Source organism: Streptomyces sp. NEAU-YJ-81, from assembly GCF_017592595.1.
Taxonomy (GTDB): Bacteria; Actinomycetota; Actinomycetes; order Streptomycetales; family Streptomycetaceae; genus Streptomyces; species Streptomyces hygroscopicus_B.
In genome coordinates this window covers 1-22,021 of sequence record NZ_JAGFNO010000069.1, presented here as the reverse complement: position 1 = coordinate 22,021, position 22,021 = coordinate 1, and the positions used below count along the sequence as shown (strand labels likewise).

The 22,021-nt window shown below is 71.4% G+C and carries 13 protein-coding genes and 1 riboswitch; of the genes, 8 read left to right on the top strand and 5 right to left on the bottom strand.

Annotated features, from left to right (window positions below; all coding sequences use genetic code 11):
- Positions 1 to 11,337: type I polyketide synthase (locus J5X86_RS48895; protein WP_208523045.1), on the bottom strand; the 11,337-nt coding region annotated here is incomplete at its 3' end.
- A 290-nt stretch (positions 11,338 to 11,627) separates the two neighbouring features.
- On the opposite strand from J5X86_RS48895, the gene J5X86_RS52320 reads away from it, so the two are divergent.
- Complete coding sequence (locus tag J5X86_RS52320) at positions 11,628 to 11,753, top strand: hypothetical protein (protein ID WP_279595807.1); 126 nt, start codon at positions 11,628 to 11,630, stop codon at positions 11,751 to 11,753.
- Positions 11,754 to 11,926: 173 nt separating this feature from the next.
- Positions 11,927 to 12,397: a nuclear transport factor 2 family protein gene (locus tag J5X86_RS48890; protein WP_208523044.1), complete on the top strand. Its 471-nt coding sequence runs from the start codon at positions 11,927 to 11,929 to the stop codon at positions 12,395 to 12,397.
- A 21-nt stretch (positions 12,398 to 12,418) separates the two neighbouring features.
- Here the strand turns inward: J5X86_RS48890 and J5X86_RS48885 are convergent, their stop codons facing one another.
- Complete coding sequence (locus tag J5X86_RS48885) at positions 12,419 to 13,921, bottom strand: FAD-dependent monooxygenase (RefSeq protein ID WP_208523043.1); 1,503 nt, start codon at positions 13,919 to 13,921, stop codon at positions 12,419 to 12,421.
- A 97-nt stretch (positions 13,922 to 14,018) separates the two neighbouring features.
- Between J5X86_RS48885 and J5X86_RS48880 the strand changes: the two genes are divergently transcribed.
- On the top strand, positions 14,019 to 14,660 hold the full coding sequence (locus J5X86_RS48880; RefSeq protein WP_208523042.1) for a TetR/AcrR family transcriptional regulator: 642 nt from the start codon (positions 14,019 to 14,021) through the stop codon (positions 14,658 to 14,660).
- 50 nt (positions 14,661 to 14,710) lie between these two features.
- Here J5X86_RS48880 and J5X86_RS48875 read toward each other — a convergent pair whose 3' ends face one another.
- Positions 14,711 to 15,595, bottom strand: coding sequence for an AraC family transcriptional regulator (locus J5X86_RS48875; protein WP_208523041.1), 885 nt, complete (start codon positions 15,593 to 15,595; stop codon positions 14,711 to 14,713).
- Between the two features lie 159 nt (positions 15,596 to 15,754).
- Between J5X86_RS48875 and J5X86_RS48870 the strand changes: the two genes are divergently transcribed.
- The 4 genes from J5X86_RS48870 (at position 15,755) to J5X86_RS48855 (ending at position 19,205) form a co-directional block, all read left to right on the top strand.
- Complete coding sequence (locus tag J5X86_RS48870; protein WP_208523040.1) at positions 15,755 to 16,540, top strand: alpha/beta fold hydrolase; 786 nt, start codon at positions 15,755 to 15,757, stop codon at positions 16,538 to 16,540.
- A gap of 262 nt (positions 16,541 to 16,802) precedes the next feature.
- Positions 16,803 to 17,690 carry a serine hydrolase gene (locus J5X86_RS48865; protein ID WP_208523039.1) on the top strand — a complete coding sequence of 296 codons (888 nt, stop codon included), beginning with the start codon at positions 16,803 to 16,805 and terminating at the stop codon, positions 17,688 to 17,690.
- 124 nt (positions 17,691 to 17,814) lie between these two features.
- Positions 17,815 to 18,459, top strand: coding sequence for a LysE family translocator (locus J5X86_RS48860; RefSeq protein WP_208523038.1), 645 nt, complete (start codon positions 17,815 to 17,817; stop codon positions 18,457 to 18,459).
- Between the two features lie 53 nt (positions 18,460 to 18,512).
- Positions 18,513 to 19,205 carry a M24 family metallopeptidase gene (locus J5X86_RS48855; protein WP_208523037.1) on the top strand — a complete coding sequence of 231 codons (693 nt, stop codon included), beginning with the start codon at positions 18,513 to 18,515 and terminating at the stop codon, positions 19,203 to 19,205.
- Here J5X86_RS48855 and J5X86_RS48850 read toward each other — a convergent pair.
- Positions 19,178 to 20,473, bottom strand: a complete 1,296-nt coding sequence (locus J5X86_RS48850) for an MFS transporter (RefSeq protein ID WP_208523036.1) — start codon at positions 20,471 to 20,473, stop codon at positions 19,178 to 19,180. The two genes, J5X86_RS48855 and J5X86_RS48850, sit on opposite strands and share 28 nt — an antisense overlap.
- A gap of 155 nt (positions 20,474 to 20,628) precedes the next feature.
- Positions 20,629 to 21,558, bottom strand: coding sequence for a cobalamin-binding protein (locus tag J5X86_RS48845; RefSeq protein WP_208523035.1), 930 nt, complete (start codon positions 21,556 to 21,558; stop codon positions 20,629 to 20,631).
- Positions 21,559 to 21,661: 103 nt separating this feature from the next.
- A riboswitch (cobalamin riboswitch) is annotated at positions 21,662 to 21,803 on the top strand.
- Positions 21,804 to 21,843: 40 nt separating this feature from the next.
- On the opposite strand from J5X86_RS48845, the gene J5X86_RS51740 reads away from it, so the two are divergent.
- Positions 21,844 to 22,021 (top strand): CbtB-domain containing protein (locus J5X86_RS51740; RefSeq protein ID WP_243982805.1); only part of this gene is annotated, 178 nt, incomplete at its 3' end.

The window sequence follows — 22,021 nt, the reverse complement described above, 5'->3', positions numbered from 1 at the left end:
GACGTCGACGCGGTTGAGTGAAGGGGCGTGGGGTGCGCCGGTGATGACGTCGATGAGGTTCCAGTCGGTGTAGGGGGCGAGGGCGTCGGCGCATTCGTGGAGGCGGGTGGCGAAGACGGGTGAGGTGTTGAGGAGTTGGGCTCCCATGCCTTGCCATTGGGCGCCCTGGCCGGGGAAGACGAAGACGGTCTTGCCGTGGGTGGTGGCGTGGCCGGTGGTGAGGCGGGGGTGGGGTTGTCCGGTCGCGAGGGCGGTGAGGGCGGCTGTGGCGTCACCGCCCTCGGCGCTGGTGTCGGTGAGGATGATGGCGCGGTGGTCGTGGAGGGTGCGGGTGGTGGCCAGGGACCAGCCGATGTCGAGGGGGCGGTCGGCCACCCCGGATTCCAGGTGGTCCAGGAGGCGTTGAGCCTGAGCCCGCAGGGCCGTGGGGGTCTTGGCGGACAGCACCCAGGGCACGCTCCCGCCGGTGGCCACGAGCCCTGGGGTGTCCATGCCGTCGTCCGCCTTCGGCGCGGCTTCGGGCTCGGTCTCGGACTGGGGCGCCTGCTCCAGAATGAGGTGGGCGTTGGTGCCGCTGATGCCGAAGGAGGAGATCCCGGCGCGGCGTGGGTGGCCGGTCTCCGGCCAGGGCCGGGCCTCCGTGAGCAGGGACACCGCGCCCTGGGACCAATCCACTTCCGGCGTGGGCTCGTCGGCGTGCAGGGAGCGCGGAAGCGTGCCGTGCCGCATCGCCAGCACCATCTTGATGACGCTGGACACGCCTGCCGCGGCCAGCGTGTGCCCGGTGTTCGACTTCAGCGAGCCGAGCCATACGGGCTCGTCCCCCGGCCGGTCCTGGCCGTAGGTGGCCAGGAGGGCCTGGGCTTCGATGGGGTCGCCGAGGGCGGTGCCGGTGCCGTGTGCTTCGACGGCGTCGATGTCGGTGGCCGACAGCCCGGCGTTCGCGAGTGCTTGCCGTATCACCCGCTGCTGGGAGGGGCCGTTGGGGGCGGTGAGGCCGTTGCTGGCGCCGTCCTGGTTGACCGCCGTACCGCGGATCACGGCCAGCACCTCGTGACCGTTGCGCCGGGCCTCGGAGAGCCGCTCCAGCAGCAGTACCCCGACACCCTCGCTGAAGGTGGTGCCGTCGGCACCCGCGCCGAACGGCTTGCACAGGCCGTCCGGCGCCAGGCCACGCTGGCGCGAGAACTCCACGAACGCCGACGGCCGCCCCATCACCGTGGCACCCCCGGCCAGCGCCATCGAGCACTCGCCCTGGCGCAGCGCCTGTACGGCCCAGTGCATGGCCACCAGTGAGGAGGAGCACGCCGTGTCCACCGTCACCGCCGGGCCCTCCAGGCCCAGCACATAGGCCACCCGGCCGGAGGCGACACTCGTCGCCGAGCCGGTGAGCATATAGCCCTCAAGGTCCTCGGGAGCGGGCCCGCTCCGCACGCCGTAGTCCTGGTTGATGACGCCGGCGAACACGCCGATGTCGCCGCCTCCCACCGTCGTCGGGTCCATGCCCGCCCGCTCGAACACCTCCCAGCAGGCTTCCAGGAACAGCCGTTGCTGCGGGTCCATCGCCAGCGCCTCACGTGGCGAGATGCCGAAGAAGTCCGCGTCGAAACCGGCCGCGTCCTCGAGGAACCCGCCGCGCAGCACATAGGAGGTGCCACTCCGGTCCGGGTCGGCGTCGAACAGCGCCTCCAGGTCCCAGCCCCGGTCGCGGGGGAAGTCGGTGATGCCGTCGCGCTCTCCGAGCAGCAGGTTCCACAGCCCGTCCGGGTCGGTCACCCCGCCCGGCAGACGGCAGCTCATCGCCACCACGGCGATCGGCTCGTCAGCGCCGGCGCGCACGGTCACCGGGGCCGCCGCGGCGGGTGCCGGGCCGCCGCCCAGCTCGGTATGGAACAGCTCGGTGAGAAGAGCCGGAGTCGGGTGGTCGAAGAGCAACGTGGCGGGGAGCCGCAGCCCGGTCGCCGCATTCAGCCGGTTGCGCAGTTCGACCGCCGTCAGCGAGTCGAAACCCATCTCCTTGAACGCCACGGTCGGCTCGATCGCCTCAGGACCGGCGTGGCCGAGGACCACCGCGGCCTCCGCCCGCACCAGGTTGAGCAGGAACTCCTGCTGCCCGGCGGGGGACAGCCCGGCCAGCCGCCCCGACAGACCACCGGCCGCCGGGGCCGCGGTGCGCGCGGTGCGGCGCGCCGGACGGGCCAGCCCGCGCAGCAGCGGCGACAACTCGGCGTCCGGCGCGCGCAGGGCGGTGAGGTCGATCTTCGCGGCCACCAGCGCGGGCCGCCCGGACCGCAACCCGGTGTCGAACACCCGCAGCGCCTCGGCGTTGTCCATGCCCAGCACCCCCGCCCGCCGTGTGCGGCGTACGTCGGTGGCGTCCATCGTCGCGGTGAGCGTGCTGGTGTCGCTCCACAGCCCCCACGCCAGCGAGGTGGCGGGCCGGTGGCGGGCGTGCCGCCACTGGGCGAAGGCGTCGAGGAAGGCGTTGGCGGCGGCGTAGTTGGCCTGGCCCGCGTTGCCGAGCGTTCCGGCGGCGGACGAGTAGATGACGAACGCGGCCAGGTCCTGGTCGCGGGTGAGGTCGTGGAGGTGGGTGACCGCGTCGACCTTGGGGCGGAAGACGGTATCGAGTCGGTCCGGGGTGAGCGCGGTCAGGACACCGTCGTCCAGGGCGCCGGCGGTGTGGATGACGGCGGTGAGGGGGTGGTCGGCGGGGATGTCGGCGAGGGTGGTGGTGAGTTGGTCGCGGTCGGCGGTGTCGCAGGCGGTGATGCGGACGTGTGCGCCGAGTTCGGTGAGTTCGGTGGTGAGATCGGTGGCGCCGGGGGCGTCGGGACCCTGGCGGCTGATGAGGAGCAACTGGCGTGCGCCGTGGTGGGTGACGACGTGGCGGGCGATGGTGGCGCCGAGGGTTCCGGTGCCACCGGTGACCAGGACGGTGCCGTCCGGGTCCAGGGCTCGGGGGAGGGTGAGCACGATCTTGCCGGTGTGCCGCCCCTGGCTCATCCACCGGAAGGCCGTCGGCGCCTGGGTGACGTCCCAGTGCCGTATCGGAAGCGGCTTGATCCGGCCCGCCTCGAACAGTTCCACCAGCTCCGCGAGCAGCTCCCGGATCCGGTCCGGCCCCGCGTCACCTCCCAGGTCGAACGCCTGATAGCCCACACCGGGATGTGCTGCGGCGACCGAGGCGGGATCGCGGATGTCGTTCTTGCCCATCTCCACGAACCGGCCACCCGTGCCGAGCAGCCCCAGCGAGGCGTCCACATACTCGCCGGTGAGGGAGTTCAGCACCATATCCAGCGCGGGAAACGCCGAGGCGAAACCGAGGTCGCGGCTGGACGCCAGATGCCCCTCCGGCACCCCCAACGCGGTCAGTACATGGTGCTTCGACGGGTGGGCGGTTGCGTACACGGTGGCGCCGAAGTGCCGCGCCAACTGGACGGCGGCCATGCCCACACCGCCCGCGGCGGCGTGCACCAGCACCGTCTCACCCGGCTGAACATTGCCCAGGTCCCGCAGCCCGTACAGCGCCGTCAGATAGGCCACCGGCACCCCGGCGGCCGTGGCGTACGACCAGCCCTCGGGGATCGGCGCGACCGTGCGCGCGTCCGCGATGGCCAGCGGGCCGAACGAGCGCGGGAACAGGCCCATCACCCGGTCGCCCACCGCCAGGCCCTCGACCCCGGGCCCGACCTCGGTCACCACACCGGCACCCTCGCCGCCCAGACCCTCCTGACCCGCCACGCCGCCGAGCGCGACGAGCACGTCCCGGAAGTTCTGACCGGCGGCGCGGACCTCGATCCGGACCTGACCGGTGGCCAGCGGCGCGGTGGCCTCCGAATCCGGCCGCAGCACCAGGTTCTCCAGGCTGCCCTTCTCCGAGACGTCGAGGTACCAGTGCTCGTGCGCGGGTACGGCGAGACCCTGCGGCGACCGCACCAGACGCGGCACCCACAGCAGCCCGCGGCGCAGCGCCACCTGCGGTTCGCCGGACGCCACCGCCTCGGGCAGCGCCTCCCGCGACACGTCGTCGGTGTCCACCAGGGCGATCCGGCCGGGGTGTTCGGACTGGGCGGAGCGGACCAGGCCCCAGATGGCGGCGGCGGCCGGATCGGTGACCTCGGCGGTGTCGTGCACGGACACCGCCCCACGGGTGAGCAACACCAGCCGGACGTCGGCGAGTTCGGGTCGGCCGACCCACCGCTGCACCAGGTCCAGCGCGCGGGCGGCCAGATCCCGGGCCCGCGTGGGCAGGCCGGTGTCCCCGGCGGCCCAGGCCGCGGTGTCGGCGACCAAGGCCCCGGGCCGGTCCTCTCCCGCGATGAGCGCGGCCATGTGGGCGTCCACGTCGGCGTGGGCATCGCCGAGGGTGGCCCAGGAAACCTCGGTCCCCAGGGTGGTGGGGTGCTCGGTCCAGTCCAGCGTGAACAGCGCATCAGCGGACCGATCGGCACCGCCGGAGGCGGCGGCGAGCTGCTCGGGACTGATCGCCCGGAGCACCAGGGAGTCCACCGAGGCGACGGGGGAGCCGGTGCTGTCGAACAGGCTGATCGTGAACGAGTCCGTGCCGGTGGCGCGGGCGCGCACACGGACGGCCGTGGCTCCCGCCGCAAGCAGCCGTACGTCGTTCCACACGAAGGGGAGGAGCGTCTGGCCCGGGGCCGGAGGCACACAGAAGTTGCTCGCGTGCAACGCGGCGTCCAGCAGTGCCGGGTGGATACCGAACCGGCCGGCGACGTCCGTCTGCTCCTCCGGCAGCGCGGCCTCCGCGAACACCTCGCCATCGCGCTTCCAGACCGCCTTCAGTCCGCGGAAGGCGGGCCCGTACTCATACCCGGCCTGGGCGAGGTCGTCGTAGAAGTCATCCAGAGCGATCGGCTCGACACCGGGCGGCGGCCACTCGGGCATGCCGTCCTCCAGGCCGTCCTCGGCCGAACTGTCCGGCTGCGTGGCGAGTGTGCCCGAGGCGTGCTCCAGCCATTCCTGTTCCTGGGCCGCGTCGGGGCGAGAGTAGATCCGCACCCCTCGGCGCCCGTCCTCCACGCCGCCGACCAGTACCTGGACATGTAGTGCACCGTCTTCGGGCAGTGTCATCGGCTGGCCGATGACCAGCTCTTCCAGGGTGGGGGTGTCGGTCTCGTCTCCGGCGCGGATGGCGAGTTCGGCCATCGCGGTGCCCGGCAGCAGCACTGTTCCGGAGACGGCGTGGTCGGCCAGCCAGGGGTGGGTGGCCACCGACAGTTGCCCGGTGAGCAGCACACCTCCGGTGTCGGGCACGCTCACCACGGCCCCGGCCAGCGGGTGGCCCGTGCCCTGGAGGCCCACGGCACTCACATCGCCTGCGTTGGTGTTGCGGGGGAGCCAGTAGTGGTGGTGTTGGAAGGGGTAGGTGGGGAGGGGGATGCGGGTGGGTTGGGTGCCTGTGAAGAGGGTGGGCCAGTTGACGGGTGTTCCGTTGGTGGTGAGGTGGGCGAGGTTGGTGAGGAGGCGGGTGGGGGTGTCGTCGTCGCGGCGGAGGGTGCCGGTGATGATGGCGTTGGAGGTGTTGTGTGTTTCGAGGGTTTCTTGGATGGCGGTGGTGAGGACGGGGTGGGGGCTGATTTCGATGAAGGTGCGGTAGCCCTGGTCGGCGAGGGTGGTGATGGTGGCGTCGAACTGCACGGTCTGGCGGAGGTTGCGGTACCAGTAGCCGCTGTCGACCGTGTCGGGTTCGATCCACTCCCTATCGACCGTGGAGAGCCAGGGGATGGTGCCGGGCTCGGTGGTGATGTCGGTCAGGGTCTGGTGAAGTTCGTTTTTGATGGTGTCGACGTGTCCGGTGTGGGAGGCGTAGTCGACGGGGATGATGCGGGCCCTGATGCCCTGGTCGGTGTAGTGGGTGTGGAGTTGGTGCAGGGCGTCGGTGTCACCGGCGATGACGGTGGCGTTGGGGCCGTTGTGTGCGGCGATCCAGAGTTTGTCGTGCCAGTTGGTGAGGTCGATGGTGTCGGCGGGGGTGGCGAGGGACATCATGCCGCCGTGTCCGGCGAGGTGATCGGCGATGGTCTGGCTGCGTAGGGCGACGATTTTGGCGGCGTTGGTGAGGGTGAGGTGTCCGGCGACGCAGGCGGCGGCGATCTCACCTTGCGAGTGGCCGATGACGGCGTCGGGGTGGATGCCGGTGGATTGCCAGAGTGCGGCGAGGGAGACGACGACGGCGAAGGTGGCGGGTTGTACGACGTCGACGCGGTCGAGCGATGGGGCGTCGGGCGCGCCGGTGATGACGTCCATCAGCGACCAGTCGGTATACGGGGCCAGGGCCTCGGCGCATTCGTTCAAGCGAGCTGCGAAGACGGGGGAGGTGTCGAGGAGCTGTGCCCCCATGCCCGCCCATTGGGCGCCTTGGCCGGGGAAGATGAACACGGTTTTGCCGTCTGTTCCGGTCTGCCCGGTGACCAGGAGCGGGTCAGGCCGCCCCTCTGCCAGGGCGCGGGCGGTGGTGATGCCGTCTTCGGTGTCGGTGGCGAAGATGACCGCGCGGTGATCGAGGGCGGCGCGGGTGGTGGCCAGCGTCCAGCCCACGTCCACCGCATTCGGAGCGTCCCCGGATTCCAGGTGGCTGACGAGACGCTTCGCCTGGGCCCGCAGCGCCGCGGGGCTCTTGGCGGAGAGCACCCACGGCACCACACCGCCCGTGGCCACGAGCCCAGGAGCGCCCGCGTCGCTCGCCTCTGCGTCGGGCACAGCCGCGTCCGGCGGCGCCTGCTCCAGGACCACGTGTGCGTTCGTCCCACTGACGCCGAAGGACGAGATTCCAGCGCGGCGGAGGTGTCCCGTCTCCGGCCAGGGCCGGGCCTCGGACAGTAGCGACACCGCACCTGACGTCCAGTCGACCTTGCTGGTGGGCTCGTCGGCGTGCAGCGTTTTCGGCAGCGTGTCGTGCCGCATGGCCAGCACCATCTTGATGACACCGGCCACGCCCGCCGCCGCCTGCGCATGTCCGATGTTCGACTTCAACGACCCCAGCCACAGAGGCTGATCCTCCGGCCGCTCCTGCCCGTAGGTGGCCAGGAGTGCCTGGGCCTCGATCGGGTCGCCGAGACTCGTGCCCGTGCCGTGGGCCTCGACCGCGTCCACATCGGCCACCGTCAGCCCGGCGTTCGCCAGCGCCTGCCGGATCACCCGTTCCTGGGACGGGCCGTTGGGCGCGGTCAGGCCGTTGCTGGCGCCGTCCTGGTTCACGGCGGTGCCACGGACGACGGCGAGCACCTCATGCCCATTGCGGCGGGCATCGGACAGCCGCTCCAGCAACACCAACCCGACACCCTCGGACCAGTTGGTGCCGTCGGCGCCCTCTGCGAAGGACTTGCAGCGGCCGTCGGGGGCGAGGCCACGCTGGCGGGAGAACTCGATGAACGACGTCGGCCTGCTCATCACCGCGACACCCCCGGCGAGCGCCAGCGAGCATTCGCCCGTGCGCACCGCCTGAACCGCCAGGTGCAGCGCCACCAGGGAGGACGAGCAGGCGGTGTCCACGGTCACCGCGGGCCCGGTCAGGCCCAGCGCGTAGGCCACCCGCCCGGAGACGACGCTCCCCGCGCTGCCCACGCCGAGATGCCCCTCCAGGCCCTCCGCCGCCGTCCCGGCGTCTGCCCCGTAATCGTGGTACATCACTCCGCTGAACACACCGACGTCGGTGCCGTGCAGCGAACCCGGGTCGATTCCGGCGTTCTCGAAGGTCTCCCACGCGGTCTCCAGCAGCAACCGCTGCTGCGGGTCCATTGCCAGCGCCTCACGGGGCGAGATGCCGAAGAAGGCTGCGTCGAAGCCGCCCGCGTCGGTGAGGAAACCGCCCTCGCGCACATAGGACTTGCCCACGGCGTCCGGGTCGGAGTCGAAGAGCCCGGCCAGGTCCCAGCCCCGGTCCTCCGGGAACCCGGCGATCGCGTCCCGCCCGTCGGCCACCAACCGCCACAGGTCCTCGGGCGTCGCGACCTCGCCCGGCAGGTGGCAGCCCATCGCCACGATCGCCACCGGCTCGTCGGACACCCCGCGCGCCCGCACCGGCGCTTGCATGCCTCGCCTTCCGGTGATCTCCCGGACCAGATGCCGCGCCAGCCCGGCGGGCGTCGGATGGTCGAAGACCACCGTGGCGGCGAGCCGTGCCCCGGTGGCCGCGTTCAGCCGGTTCCTCAGCGCGACCGCGGTCAGTGAGGTGAAGCCGAACGCGCTGAACGCCTGGCCGGCCTCGACCGGCTCGGCCGAGGCCAGCCCCAACGCCACCGCGGCGTGCTCGCGCACCAGCGCCAGCGCCATGCGCTGTCGGCCGGACTCGCTCTCGGCGGCCAGCCGCCGCCGGAACTCCGCGACGGCGGGTTCGTCCGACGCCGGTACGCCGGACGGCGCGTCCACCAGATGACGCAGCACCGCGGGCACCGGCTCGCCACCCGGCAGCCCCGTCGTGCTCGGCCTGAGCAGCACGAGCGGCCCCTGACCAGCCGTCAGCGCCGCGTCGAACAGGGCCAGCGCCTCGGGCAGGGGCACGGCACCGGCCACCGGCGCCGTGCCATGCTCGCCCGGCAGCGGGCCCCAAGCCAGAGCCAGCCCGCCAAGGCCAAGCGCCCGGCGTCGCCGCACCAGGGCTTCGCCGAACTGGTCGGCGGCCGCCCGATCCGGGCGGCCCGGCGAGCCCAGCACCCCGGCGGCGGAGGTGACGACGACGAACAGCGCCGGGGCGGCCCCCCGGGTCCGTTCTTCCAGGTGTGTCATGCCGCGTAGCGACGTGTCGAGCGACCGTTCCGGGTTCGGCTCCTCGATGTGTACGGCAGCGGTCACCGGCCGGTCCTGTGCGTCCAGCACCGAGTCCAGCGCCGTCCGGTCGGCCGGGTCGCACACGGCCATCGAGACCTGGGCCCCGTCCCGCGCCAACTCGGTCCGCAACGCGGCCGCCGCCTCGTCCGGCAGGCCATTCGCGCTGAGCAGCAGCAGGTTACGGGCGCCGTACGCGGTCGCCAGATGGCGGGCCAGCGCGGTGCCGCGGGTGGTGTCGCCACCGGTGATGACGACCAGTCCGCCCGGGTCCAGGGCCGGGGCGGGCCCCGGCTCCACGGGGACCGAGATCCGCGTCAGGCGCGGGACCAGCAGTACTCCGCCACGGATCGCCGCCTGGTCGTGCCCGCCCTGGACGGCCCGAAACAGCGCGGCCTCCCGACCGTCCTCCCCGTCCCCGGCCCCGTCTACATGGACGTCCACGTCCACCAGCGTCAGTCGGCCGGGGTAGGCGGCCTGCAGCGAGCGCACCACACCCCACAGCGCGGCCGACAGCGGCTCCGGTGCGTCCTCCTCGGCGCCGGTGGCCACCGCGCCCGTGGTGGCCACCACGAACGTCGTCCCGGCCAGCCGGTCGTCGGCCAGCCAGGCGCCAAGGCGGGCCGCCAGCCGGTCGGCGCCCGCGCCAACCGTGACCCCGGCCTCGGCAGGGGCCCCGGTCTCATCCGGGAGGCCCGCCAACGGAGGCGCCACCACGACCACATCCGGGGCCGCACCGTCATCTCCAGCGAGGTCGGTCACGGGGTCGGTCACGGGGTCGCCCACGAGGTCGGCCACGGAGCCTGCCACAAGACCGCCCACGGAGCCTGCCACCGGCTCGCCCACCACCCGCGCGTCCACTCCGGCCGCCCGCAGCCCCACCGCGAGCCCGAGCGCGTCGGCGTCCGCCAGTGCCCAGGTACCGGTCCCGGCCGGGGCGTCCGGCAGCGCGGACTGCGGCACCCAATCCAGCCGCAACAGCGAGTCGTACTGGCCGTCTCCGGCGGCCCGCAGCCGTGCGGGCAGCTCCAGCAGTACGTGCCGGGTGATCTTCCCCGAGGCGGTGCGCGGCACCCGCGCGATCTCGTAGATCTCCTCCGGGACCTTGAAGTACGACAGCCGCTCGCGACACGTGGCCAGCAGCGCCGACGGGTCGAAGCCGTCCGGGCCGGGCACCACGAAGGCCACCGGAACCTCGCCGAGCACCGCATGCGGCTTGCCCACCACGGCCGCGTCCACCACACCGGGCACGGTGCGCAGCACGGCCTCGACCTCACCGGGGTGAATGTTCTCCCCGGCCCGGATGACGAGTTCCTTGATCCGGCCGGTCACCGTGCAGAATCCGGCCTCGTCGCGGCGGCCGAGGTCCCCGGTGCGGTACCACCCGTCGCGCAGCGCCGAGGCCGTCGCCTCCGGCTGGTTGTGGTACCCGGCCATGATGTTCGGCCCGGACACCCAGAACTCGCCTTCCCGCCCGGCCGGAACGTCGACACCGGTGTCCGGGTCCACCAGCCGCACCGTCAGCCCCGGCACCGGCAGCCCGCACGACCCCTCGACCCGCGGGCCGGTGGGCCAGTTCACCGCGATCGCGCCACAGGTCTCGGTGGAGCCGTAGGCGTCGACGAGTGGCACTCCGAAGGTGGACTCGAACGACCTGACCAGGTCCGCCGTGGCCACCGCCCCGCCCACGAGCGCGATCCGCAGCTCGGGCGTGGCGAAGTCGCGCTCGCGGGCCGCCTCGATCAGGTGGTGGTAGAGCGTCGGCACTCCGGCGATGAAGGTCGACCGCTCCTCGCGCAGCGCATCCAGCACATCGGCCGTCGACACCCCGTCCACGATCCGGGTGCTGGCCCCGACGGCGGTGGCCGCCAGCAGACACACGATGTGCGAAAGGCTGTGAAACAGCGGCAGCGGCCACAGCACGCGGTCCTCGGCGGTCAGCCCCGTCACGGGTACGTAGCAGGCGGCCAGGGACCACAGGCAGTTCCGCTGTGAGGACAGCACGCCTTTCGGCAGGCCCGTGGTGCCCGAGGTGTAGAGCATCCAGGCGATTTCGTCCAGGCCCAGGTCGTCGCGGGCCGCCGGCTCCGGCTCCGTGTCCGGCAGCGGCTCGAACGCGATGAAGCCCTTCGGCAGCGGGCCGTCCCCGCTGACCACCACCCTCAGCTCCGGGAACTGGTCCCGCAGCCGGTCGAACTGGTCGGCGTGGGCGACATCGGTGAGCACCAGCCGGGCGCCGCTGTCGGCGAGCAGATAGGAGAGTTCCGCATCGGTCGAACGCGGGTTGACCGGCACCGCCACGCCGTTCGCCCGCAGGACGCCGAAGTAACTCTCCACCATCTCGACGCGGTTGCCCAGGCAGATCATGGCGCGGTCGCCGGGGTGCAGCCGCAGCCCGGCGAGATGACCGGCCAGCCGCCGGGTACGGCGTTCGAGTTCGGCATGGCTGACCGTGCGGTGTCCGTCGGAACAGGCCGGCTTGTCACCGAAGCGATCCGCGTTGGCCCGGAGCAGTTCGGGCACCGGCCGGATCAGGTCAGTCCGTAGCATGCCGCCACACCTCTCGGTTCGAAGCAGGGCGCGCGGGAGGAGCGACCGACCCGCGCGGGATCGCCCCTTGCGCGGGACAGCCGCGCTCCGGTTGCGCGGCCCAGGGGAAAGAAGGCCCGGGAGAGAAAGCTCGAACGAGCTTGAGGAAGCTCGCCGCTGTTGTTGTGATTCTTGTTCCGGCAGCGAGCGGGCCGTCCCCTAAACATCCCCCTCATTCCCCCTGACCACGGCGGCGGCAGCGGCTGACAGCGGGAATAAGGGGTCTTCGGCCACTCCGGCCGCCCGATGGCGTGCACCTGCTCGCGCGGCATCCCTGGGTGGCCCGCGCCGTGCTGCGCTACCACCACGAGCAGGGCCTGACCGCACACCGCTGGACGATCGAGGAGATCTTCACCCCCGACCCGCTGGAGACATGACCGGCCGGAGTCGGCTCACCCCTGGCCGTTGCCCAACTGCCCTCCATAAGGCCGCCGGTGTGCCGCCTGGGTGCGGTGCTCCTAGGCGGCGTACGGCCTGGTCGGCGGTCGTCGACCGGTCCAGACTCGGTCGGGCAGGACAGATCCCCACCCATGGACGAAAGAGGCCCGTCATGACAGCGACAGCCGACTACGACAGCCTGGCCCGCCGGCTGCGGGCCCTGGAGGACAAGGAAGCCCTGCGCGCCCTCATGATCCGCGGATGGCGTGCGCTGGACCGCAAGGACTGGCAGACCTGGATCGAATGCTGGGCCGAGGACGCGGTGCTGGAGTTCGGGCCGTGGGAGGAGATCCACGGAAAGGAGGCGGTCCGGGCCAAGGTGGAGGAGGTGGAATCACCTTACGCGAGCATGCAGCATCACATCCTCAACATGCACGTCGACGTGGAGGGCGACCGGGCGACGGGGATCGGCTACATGTGGTTCGTCGCCGTCACCGCACCCGGGAGCACCTCCGCTCCCTACTCCATGGGCGGCCCCTACGACTGGGAATTCCGCCGGGGCCCGGACGGCTGGCTCCTGGTCCGCCAACGGCTCGGCGTCTGGTGGACCGACGGCGAGGACACCCTGAGGGCCTTCGCGTAGGCGTCCTCTTTGTCACCCGGCTCAGCGCACCCTCGCGAGGTCGCCGGTGAGTGCGGCCAGCAGGGTGTCGCCGCAGGCGGCGGAGGTGTCCGTAGCCCAGCAGACATAGCCGTCGGGACGGATGAGCAGGGCGGCGGCGCCCATGTCGTCGGCGCATGTGGCGCGGACGAGGTCGACTCGTGGCGGGAGCGGGAGGTCGGCCGGGACGGCTCCGGCCAGATCGAGCAGGACGGCGTGCCCGGAGCCGAAGAGCGTCGACAGCCGGGTGGTGCCGGTTTCGGTCACCAGATCGGCGTCCGGCATGCGCTGTCCCGTGAGCGGGTGATCCCCGGGCAGGTCGTAGCGCAGCGAGAGGCCGGACATCAGCCCCGCGAGATGGCGGTTGGTGTCGGGCAGGCGCAGCAGGTCGGTGAAGATGTCGCGCAGGGCGGCCACGTCCTCGCTCGGGTCCGGATTCGCCAGGACGCGCTGCGCCGAGGTGTGATGCAGGACCTGGGCCGCGACCGGATGCCGCTCGGCGTGATAGCTGTCCAGCAACCCGTTCGGCGCCCGGTCCTGGAGGACCGCGGCCAGTTTCCACCCGAGGTTGAGCGCGTCCTGTACGCCGAGGTTGAGGCCCTGGCCGCCCAGCGGCGGGTGGATATGCGCGGCGTCCCCGGCGAACAGGACACGGCCCGTGCGGTAGTGCTCCAGTTGTCGCGTGGCGTCGGAGAACCGCGAGGAGTTGTCCACGGCGCCGAGGGTGGTCTCAGGGCCGTACACGGCCTGCAGCGCGGCCGCGATCTCCTCATGGGTGACGGAGGTGTCGCGGGCGGTGTCCGCCTGGTCCGCGTGCCCGAAGGTGAACCGGTACCGGTCGCCGCCGAGAGGGACCAGCATGGACCAGTAGCCGCACGCATGGCGGGTCAGGGTGCTCATATGCCCCATCCGCTGCGGCACCAGCGAGGAAACGGCGGACAGACGGATATCGGCCAGCACCGCCTGATGCGTTCCGGCCCTGCCGGGAAACGGCAGTCCGAGCAGTTTCCGCACCGTACTGTGGCCGCCGTCGCACGCCACCAGATAGTGAGCCCGCGCCCGCAGGCCGTCCGCCGTGACGACCACACCGTCGTCGTCCGGCGCGACCGCTGAGACGGCGGCGCCGCGCAGTACCCGCGCGCCGGTGGCGGTCGCCCGCTCTTCGAGCACCTCCTCGATCTCCCACTGAGGGACCCCGATCGGGAAGGGGTGCTCGGTCTGCCAGGGGGCGCAGTCCAAGGGCACGGGCAGGGCCGCGAAATGGCCGCCCACCGGATCACGCGCTATGGCCCGTCGCAGCAGCGGCTCCAGCAGGCCGCGGGACTCCAGCAGCTCGGCGGTGCGGGGCTGAATCGTGCCGCCCTTCACCTGCTGGATCCGCTGGGGCAGCTTCTCCAGCACCAGGGTCTCGACCCCGGCCAGCGCCAGTTCGTACGCCAGCATCAGTCCGGTCGGGCCCGCGCCCGCGACAACGACCTCGGTCGTGCTCTCCGTCAACACCGTCACTCCATCTCATCTCAACGCTCTGACTCGGCTCACTCAGGATAAATATATACCCGGTGCAGAAATTTACCAGGGGCAGTTTTCTGCTACCGTGGACGCCGTGGACGGCAAGCCAGGGCTACGGGAACGAAAGAAGCAGCGGACCCACGCGGCGATCTCCGACGCGGCGATCTCGCTGTTTCTCGAACACGGCTTCAACCAGGTCTCGGTGGCCCAGGTGGCCGAGGCGGCCGAGGTGTCCAAGCGCACCCTCTTCGCCTACTTCCCGACGAAGGAAGACCTCGTGGTGCACCGCCTGGCCGACCACGAGACCGAATCCGCACGCGTCGTGCGGGCCCGCCCGCCCCGTACCGCCCCGCTGACCGCACTGCGCGAGCACTTCCTCAAGGGGCTTCGCGAGCGGGATCCGATCACCGGGCTCAACGACCAGCCCGAGGTGCGCAGGCTCCACCGCATGATCCTCGACGCGCCCTCGCTGGTGGCCCGAATGGCACGGTTCAAGACCGGTGCCGAGCGTGCACTGACTGAGGCGCTGCGGGAAACGGCGGACACTCCGGAACTCACCGCGCGGCTCGCCGCCGTCCAAATCGTCGCGGTCCACTGGGCGCTGGCACAGGACAACGCCGAGCGCCTGGCGTACGGCGAGCCGGCCGACGAGCGCTATGCGGGTGCGGTGGCCGACATGGAACATGCCTTCGCCCTGCTGGAGAACGGATTGCGGCACCTGCCCCCGCAACAGTGAGCCTGCCCCCGCGACAGTGACTCTCCAGGCCCCCGGCCGCTGAGGGCGGGTCAGACGCCGCGTGTGCCGGCGGTGCTGTATGCGGCGCGCCACGCGGCGGGGGGCATGCCGGCCTGGCGGCGGAAGAACGTGGTGAAGTTGCCGACGTCCCGGAAGCCGAGGCGTCGGGCGCAGCCGCTGACCGGCAGGTCGGTGTGGGCGAGCAGCCGTTTCGCCTCCAGCAGGATGCGCTGGTCGAGGAATGTCTTGGCGCCCGTGCCAGTGGCGGCACGCGTTGTCCGGGTGAGGGTGCGTACGTCGTAGCCCAATGCCCGCGCGTAGTCGGCCACATGGTGCCAGTCGGTGAAGCGCTCTTCGACGGCGGCCCGATAGGCACGGAACACTTCGGTAGGTCGGCTGCCGGGGCTTGCCGCGCCGGCTGAGGGCGGTGTGTCGGGGAGTGCGCGCAGGATCAGTGCCGCGAGCAGGTGGGACAGCAGGGCGGGGGATGCCAGGCGTGGTGTGTGCACTGCCGTGCTGTGCTCGCGGCCGAGATGTTCGGCCGCGAGCAGGGCGAGGGACAGGCGCTGCCGGTCCAGGTGCCAGCACGCCGGCGCGGTGGCCTCCGACGCTGTGAAGCCGGAAAGGAAGCCGGGCCGGAAGAGGATCAGCGGGCCGTCGCAGGCGTCGATATCGCTCCAGCGGTGCACCATGCCCGGCCGGATCCACACGGCGCCGCCTTCCCCCAGCCGGTAGTTGTGGAAGTCCGCTTCGTGGCTGCCGGTTCCGGAACCGACCAGCGCGAACACATGGAAGTCGGGGCGTTGCGGCTGGGTACGACGGCGCTGGGTGTCCATCGAACGCAGCGCCGCGAAATCGAGGACCTCGACCCCGTACGCCGATCCCACGGCAGGCAGGTAGCGCAGTTGCCGCACCGCGCTGTGTCCGTTTTCCACAATGAACGTGTTCCTTTCCGCCAAGGAGTGGACACCCCCTCGCCTACGGTCGATTCCGAGCCTGATCGGCAGGTCAGGTTACTGGTTCAGAGCTGCGGCAGGATGACGGAGTCGCCTTCCGTGGCCGACAGGGAAGGCGCGAAGATGATGGAAATGACAATGAGAGTTCCCGTGGCGGGCGGGTCGCTCGACGTGCGAGTCGGGGGCGATACCGGCTCGACGCTGGTGTTCGCCCACTACTGGGGCGGCTCCGCCGACACCTGGAACGGTGTGATCGGCCACCTGCCGCCCGGGCAGGCGACGGTCCGCTTCGACCAGCGCGGCTGGGGTACCTCGCGGGCGCTGCCCGGCCCCTATCACCTCGACCAGCTCGCCGACGATCTCGTCCGTGTGATCGAGGAGCGCGTGTCGGGGCCGTTCGTCCTCGTCGGCCATTCGATGGGCGGCAAGGCGAGCCAGCTCGTCGCGGCCCGCCGGCCGGCCGGCCTGGTCGGCCTGGTGCTCGTCGCGCCCGCGCCGCCCCAGCCGCCCGCGATGGTGACCGAGGAGTACCGGCAGGGCCTGTCACACGCCTATGACTCGGCCGAGACGGTGGGGCACGCCCTCGACCATGTCCTGACCGCCACACCGCTGCCCGAGGCAGCGCGGGCCACCGCGGAACGCGACAGCCTCGCCTCCGGTGCCGAGGCCCGGCAGGAGTGGCCCCTGCACGGAATCGCGCGGGACATCACCGATGCCGCAAGCCGTATCGAAGTCCCGGTGACGGTGCTGGCCGCGGAGAACGACGTGGTTGAGCCGCCGCACATCTTGCGCGAACACCTCTTGCCCCACATCCCGCACGCGACCCTGACGACCGTCCCGGACGCCGGCCACCTGCTCCCCGCGGAAGCCCCCGGCGCCGTCGCGCGAGCCCTCGGAGACTTCCTCACGGCCATTCAGCGCTGACCGGGTCCCGGGTCGGCCGTGGCAGCCGGGCCGCTCGATGTTCTTCGCCGTCCTGGCCGTCGCCGCCCAGCTCGTCCGCCGCACCGCGCCCGGCCCGCCCGGGCGCGGTGCCTATTGTGGAGCGATCTTGTGAGACTCGGACGCGTTCGTGAACCTCACCTGCCTCCGGCTCGTCATCCAGGGTCGGAGCACCGGATGTCTTCGCAACGGAGCGCAGGCACCGCGTGTCCAACTGCCCCACGAACGAATGGACAAGCGCACCATGGGTCGACACCGACGCATAACCCAGCCTCCCCGTACCACCCTGGCGACAAGAGCGGCGCTGGCCGCCGGGGTGCTCGTGCCGACGATCGCCTCGGTGGGGTCGGCTCACGCGGCCACCCCGCAGGCGGCGATCTGCACCTCGGACCGGCCGGAACTCGCCGACAAGCTCTCCGAGGACATCAATTCGGCACTGGACGGCTCCGCTGCCACCACGGCGATCAGCCTCCACGACCGCACCACGAACACCACCTGCACTCTGGATGCGGACCGGCACTTCGACTCCGCGAGCACGGTCAAGGTGACCGTGCTCAGCACCCTGCTGTGGGACGCGCAGAAGGACAATCGCGCCCTGACGCAGGAGGAGAAGGATCATGCCACCGCCATGATCACAGAGTCCGACAACGACGCCACCACCGCGCTGTGGAAGCAGCTCGGGGCGGACAAGATCAACGGGTTCCTGCAGGCCGCGGGAATGACCGACACCACCCTCGACAGCGAGGGCCACTGGGGGCTCACCCAGATCACCGCGAACGACGAGGAAAAGCTCCTCCAACTGGTGACCCACACCAACCCGGTGCTCAGCGATGACTCCCGCGCCTACATCCTGAAGCTGACGGCCGAGGTCATCCCCTCGCAGCGCTGGGGCACCCCGGCCGGCGCGCCGAGCGACGCACAGGTGCATGTGAAGAACGGCTGGCTGGAGCGGGCCACGAACGGCTGGCGTGTGCACAGCCTCGGCGCCTTCACCGGTGGCGACCACGACTACACGATCACGGTGCTCTCGCAGGACAACGCCACGATGGACGACGGCATCGCCAACATCGAGGGCATCGCCCGCGCGGTCCACGAGAACCTCAACGCGCCCGCGTCCAGCGCTCAGTCGTAAGCGGCCGGCTCGCCGGCCGGGGCCCCTTCTTGCGAGCCCCGGCCGGGGGCCCGAGTCTGGAGCGGACATCCCGCCATCTGCTTGTATGTCCCCTGGACGGAGCGATTCAGGAGGTGGCGGACACGTGGTGTCCACGGAGAGTGTTCTCACGTTCGCGGCGATGTCGGCCTTGGTGATCGTGATCCCGGGGCCGAGTGTGCTGTTCGTGGTCGGCAGGGCCCTCGCACACGGCCGCCGCACCGCGCTCGCGACGGTCCTCGGCAATGTGATCGGCTGCTACGCCTTGGTGATCGCCGTGGCGTGGGGCCTCGGCGCGCTGGTGGAGAGCTCGGTGGCGCTGTTCATGGGCGTGAAGCTGGCAGGAGCGGCGTATCTCGTCTACCTGGGTGTGCAGGCGTTCCGGCACCGCAGAGAGATGCGCGTGGCGAACATGGACGCTCCGGCCGATGAGCGGCGTGGTGATCTGCGTTCGATTCTGGACGGCATTTTGGTGGGCGTCACCAACCCGAAGGGCATCGTCTTCTTCGCGGCGGTGCTACCGCAGTTCGTCGACCACTCGGTGGGTCATGTTCCCGTCCAGATGATGGTGTTGGGCCTGGTCCCGATCACCATCGGCCTGGTCACGGACACCCTGTGGGGCCTGGGCGCCTCGGCGGCCCGCTCCTGGTTCGCCCGCTCGCCCCGCCGCCTTTCGATGGTCGGCGGGGCGGGCGGCCTCACGATGATCGGCCTGGGCGTGACGGTGGCGGCGACTGGCCGGGCCGACTGAGGACTGCCCAATTCGGTTGCCGGAAAACGATCTAGCAGCCTACCGTCGGGCCCATGGCGGACGACGAACCCACGCGCGCGGAACGGTTGCTGGATGCCCAGGCGAAGGCCGTACGGCTCTTCGCGGAGATCGAGGGGCGCGGGCTGGTGGCGCCGGGCGAGGGTGAGCGGACGGTCAGCGACCGGATCCGGGACCTGGCGAACGAGATGTTCGGTACGACCCGGCACTGGCACAAGCGGATCGTGCGCTCGGGGCCGAACACGCTCCTGCCGTACCGGGAGAATCCGCCGGACCGGGTGATCGGCACGGACGACATCGTATTCGCCGACCTCGGGCCGATCTTCGAGGAGTACGAGGCCGACTTCGGCCGGACCTTCGTCCTCGGCGACGACCCGGTCAAGCGGCGGCTGCGGGACGATCTGCCCAAGGTCTTCGACGGAGGCAAGCGGTTCTTCGAGAGCGACCCGGAGATCACCGGGAAGCGGTTGCACGCCGAGGTGGAGCGGCTGGCCGCCGAGGCCGGGTGGGAGCTGGGCGGCTGGCACGCCGGACATCTGGTCGGGGAGTTCCCGCACGAGACGATCGACGGCGCGCGCGTGGAGTCGTACATCACGCCCGACAACGACACCCCGCTGCGGCGCACCGACAAGGCCGGACGCCGCTGCCACTGGATCCAGGAGATCCACCTCGTCGACCGGCAACGGGAGTTCGGCGGCTTCTACGAGGAACTGCTCACCCTGGGCTGATTCGGGCGGCGGGGCAGCAGTGTCACCGCGAGGGCCGGTACGGCGGCGAGGACGAGCCAGCGGGCGGCGGGCGGGAGGCCCAGGTCGAGCAGGGAGCCGGCGGCCGAGCTGCCGATGAGGACGATCAGGCCGGAGACGGAGGACAGCGCGCCGGTGTAGAGGCCGAGCCGACCGTTCTCGGCGAGGTCGGGCACCCAGGCGCGGGCGGCCGGGACGACCAGCATCTGGCCGAGGGTGAGCAGCACGACGTAGCCCGCGGCGGGCAGCAATCCGACCGTGCCCGTCCAGGCGGCAGGGCGCGCGGCGGCCACGACCGCGAATCCGGCGGCGATGAGAAGCAGCCCGATGGTCATCGAGCGGCGCAGATCGAGCCGGTTGCCCGCCCAGTGGGTGACCGGGAGCTGGGCGAAGACGACCAGCAGCGAGGACAGGGCGAACAGCCACGACAGCGGCACCTGGGAGCCCGCCGCCCGCTCCACTTCGGCCGGCAGGGCCAGGTAGAGCTGGTTGTAGGCGAGCAGATAGGTGCCGTACGCGCAGCACAGGACGAGGAATCGCCGGTTGCGCACCATCGCGCGGACGCCACCCCGCTCCCGGTTCCGGACCCGGCCGGGGATGTGCTGCGGCATCAGCCACGCGTGTCCGGCGAGGACGAGGACGAAGACCCCGGCTCCGGCGAGGCACGCGGCGCGGAAGTCCACGCCGAGCAGGAGTCCGCCGAGGAGCGGGCCGACGAAGGTACCGGCCTGGCCGGAGACGGTGAACAGGGCCAGGACCCGAGTGCGTGAACCGCGGCCTTCCTCTTCCCAGGCCACCGCCTGCCGGGCCACTTCGGATTCCACCGCGGGGGAGAACAGCGCGGCGGCGAAGCCGATCAGCAGCACCGCGCCGATCACCGCCCAGGTCCGCTCCGCATAGCCGAGCCAGACGAAGCCCGCGATCCGCGCGACACAGCCGGTCAGGACCACCGGGCGCACGCCGTAACGGTCCACCAGCCAGCCGCCGACCACGAACAGCCCCTGCTGGCTGAAGGTCCTGAGACCGAGGACGAATCCGACCATCCATCCGGCCATGCCGATCGCGGTGCCCAGGTGTTCGGCGAGGAAGGGCAGGACCGCGAAGAAGCCGATGTTGAAGGCGAGTTGAGTCAGGATCAGCAGCCGCAGAAGCGGAGACAGGTGCTTCCAGGTGCGCTCGCGCGGGGACTTCGGCGTCGGCGTGGTCCGGGCGGCTCGGCCGGTCAGGGCTCGGCGGATCACGTCCGTCACGGGGTGTCGTCCGGGAGGGAGCCAAGACCGGTGCGCATCTCATGCATCAGCACATCGTATGCAAGAAGTGTCGAGCGCCCGCTCATGCGCCGGTCATCGCAGTGGCGGGGGCGTCCGCCGTGCGGGCCTGCCGCCTTTCGGCGGACGGACCCGCGTCAGCGGCTGGGCACGCCGGGGAACGGGTGTGCCTCGTCCGCCGTCACCGCCGTCCCGGCCTGTACGTCGTGCAGGACGTGGGCGAGTACTTCGGCTCCGCGCACCACGCGGGGGCCTGGGCGGTTGAAGTAGGCGGGCCCGTCCAGCACCCAGACTCGCCCGTCCCGTACGGCGGGCAGGTCTGTCCAGCCCGGGAGGCGGGTGAGCAAGTTCGTCTCGCGCAGGGTCCGTTCGGGTGGGAAGCCGCACGGCAGGACCAGCACCACCTCCGGCCGGGCGGCGCGCACCGCTTCCCAGGTCATCGGTTGGGTGTGCTCGCCGGGTGCGGCGAGCAGCGGTTCGCCGCCGGCGGTGGTGATCTGGTCGGGGACCCAGTGTCCGGCGGGCCACAGCGGGTCGAGCCATTCGATCGCGACGACCCGGGGCCGGGCGCGGCCCGTGACCGACCGGCGGATGCGTTCGAGGCGGTCGCGCAGGTCGGTCCGGCGCTGCTCGGCGCGCTCACGTACGCCGAGCAGCTCACCGACGGTGACCAGGCAGTCCAGTACGTCGTCGAGCGTGCGTGGCTCCAGGCTGAGGACGCGGGTGTCGGCGTCGAGCAGTCGGACGGCCCGGCTGACCTTCTCGTACGAGACGGCGCACACCTCGCACAGGTCCTGGGTGAGCACCACGTCGGGGCTCAGGGCCGCGAGTGCTTCGGTGTCGAGGGTGTAGAGAGACGACCCGGAGTGTGTCGATCCGCCGACCGCGTCGGAGATCTCCCGGCTGGTGAGGGTGTTCTGGTCGAGGTCGGTTCCGGTGACCACGGGGACGGACGCCACCTCTTGCGGCGGCCAGTCGCATTCGTGTGTCCGGCCGACCAGGTGCTCGGCGAGTCCGAGTTCGGCGACGATGTCGGTCGCGGCGGGCAGCAGGGAGACGATGCGCATGCCGCGACTTTAGGGCCTGCCCGGGGGCAGGCCCCGGCTCCCGCACCGTCCTCAGGTACCCCCAGCGCAGCGTCTCGCCAGGTGGCTGGTCTTGGCCATGAACCCGACACGCGGTACGGTCGGTGCGATATCGACGACGGTAAGACGGAAGCCGGTGGGAATCCGGCACGGTCGCGCCACTGTGAACGAGAGGTCCCGGACGGGATCTCTCGTGAGTCAGACCCGCTATCCGTCGTCCTGTGCTCCACCGAGATGGGACGCGAACTCCCTTAAGGAGGCCTGGCCATGGCGCAGCATGTTGCGCAGCCCACAGCCACCACGCCCGAACTGCCCGCGACGCTGCCGCTGAAGGCGATAGCTCCGTGGGCGGTGTTCTTCGGCATTCTGATGCTGGTCCTGCTGTACTTCGTCGGCGCCGAGCAGGGCGCCACCGCGGTCGTTTCCGGTGAGAACGTCCATGAGT

Excerpts from the sequence above, each read along its gene's own strand:
- J5X86_RS48890 (WP_208523044.1), top strand. The coding sequence starts at position 11,927 with ATGACAGCGACAGCCGACTACGACAGCCTGGCCCGCCGGCTGCGGGCC.
- J5X86_RS48870 (WP_208523040.1), top strand. The coding sequence starts at position 15,755 with ATGAGAGTTCCCGTGGCGGGCGGGTCGCTCGACGTGCGAGTCGGGGGC.
- J5X86_RS48865 (WP_208523039.1), top strand. The coding sequence starts at position 16,803 with ATGGGTCGACACCGACGCATAACCCAGCCTCCCCGTACCACCCTGGCG.
- J5X86_RS48855 (WP_208523037.1), top strand. The coding sequence starts at position 18,513 with ATGGCGGACGACGAACCCACGCGCGCGGAACGGTTGCTGGATGCCCAG.
- J5X86_RS48845 (WP_208523035.1), bottom strand. The coding sequence starts at position 21,558 with ATGCGCATCGTCTCCCTGCTGCCCGCCGCGACCGACATCGTCGCCGAA.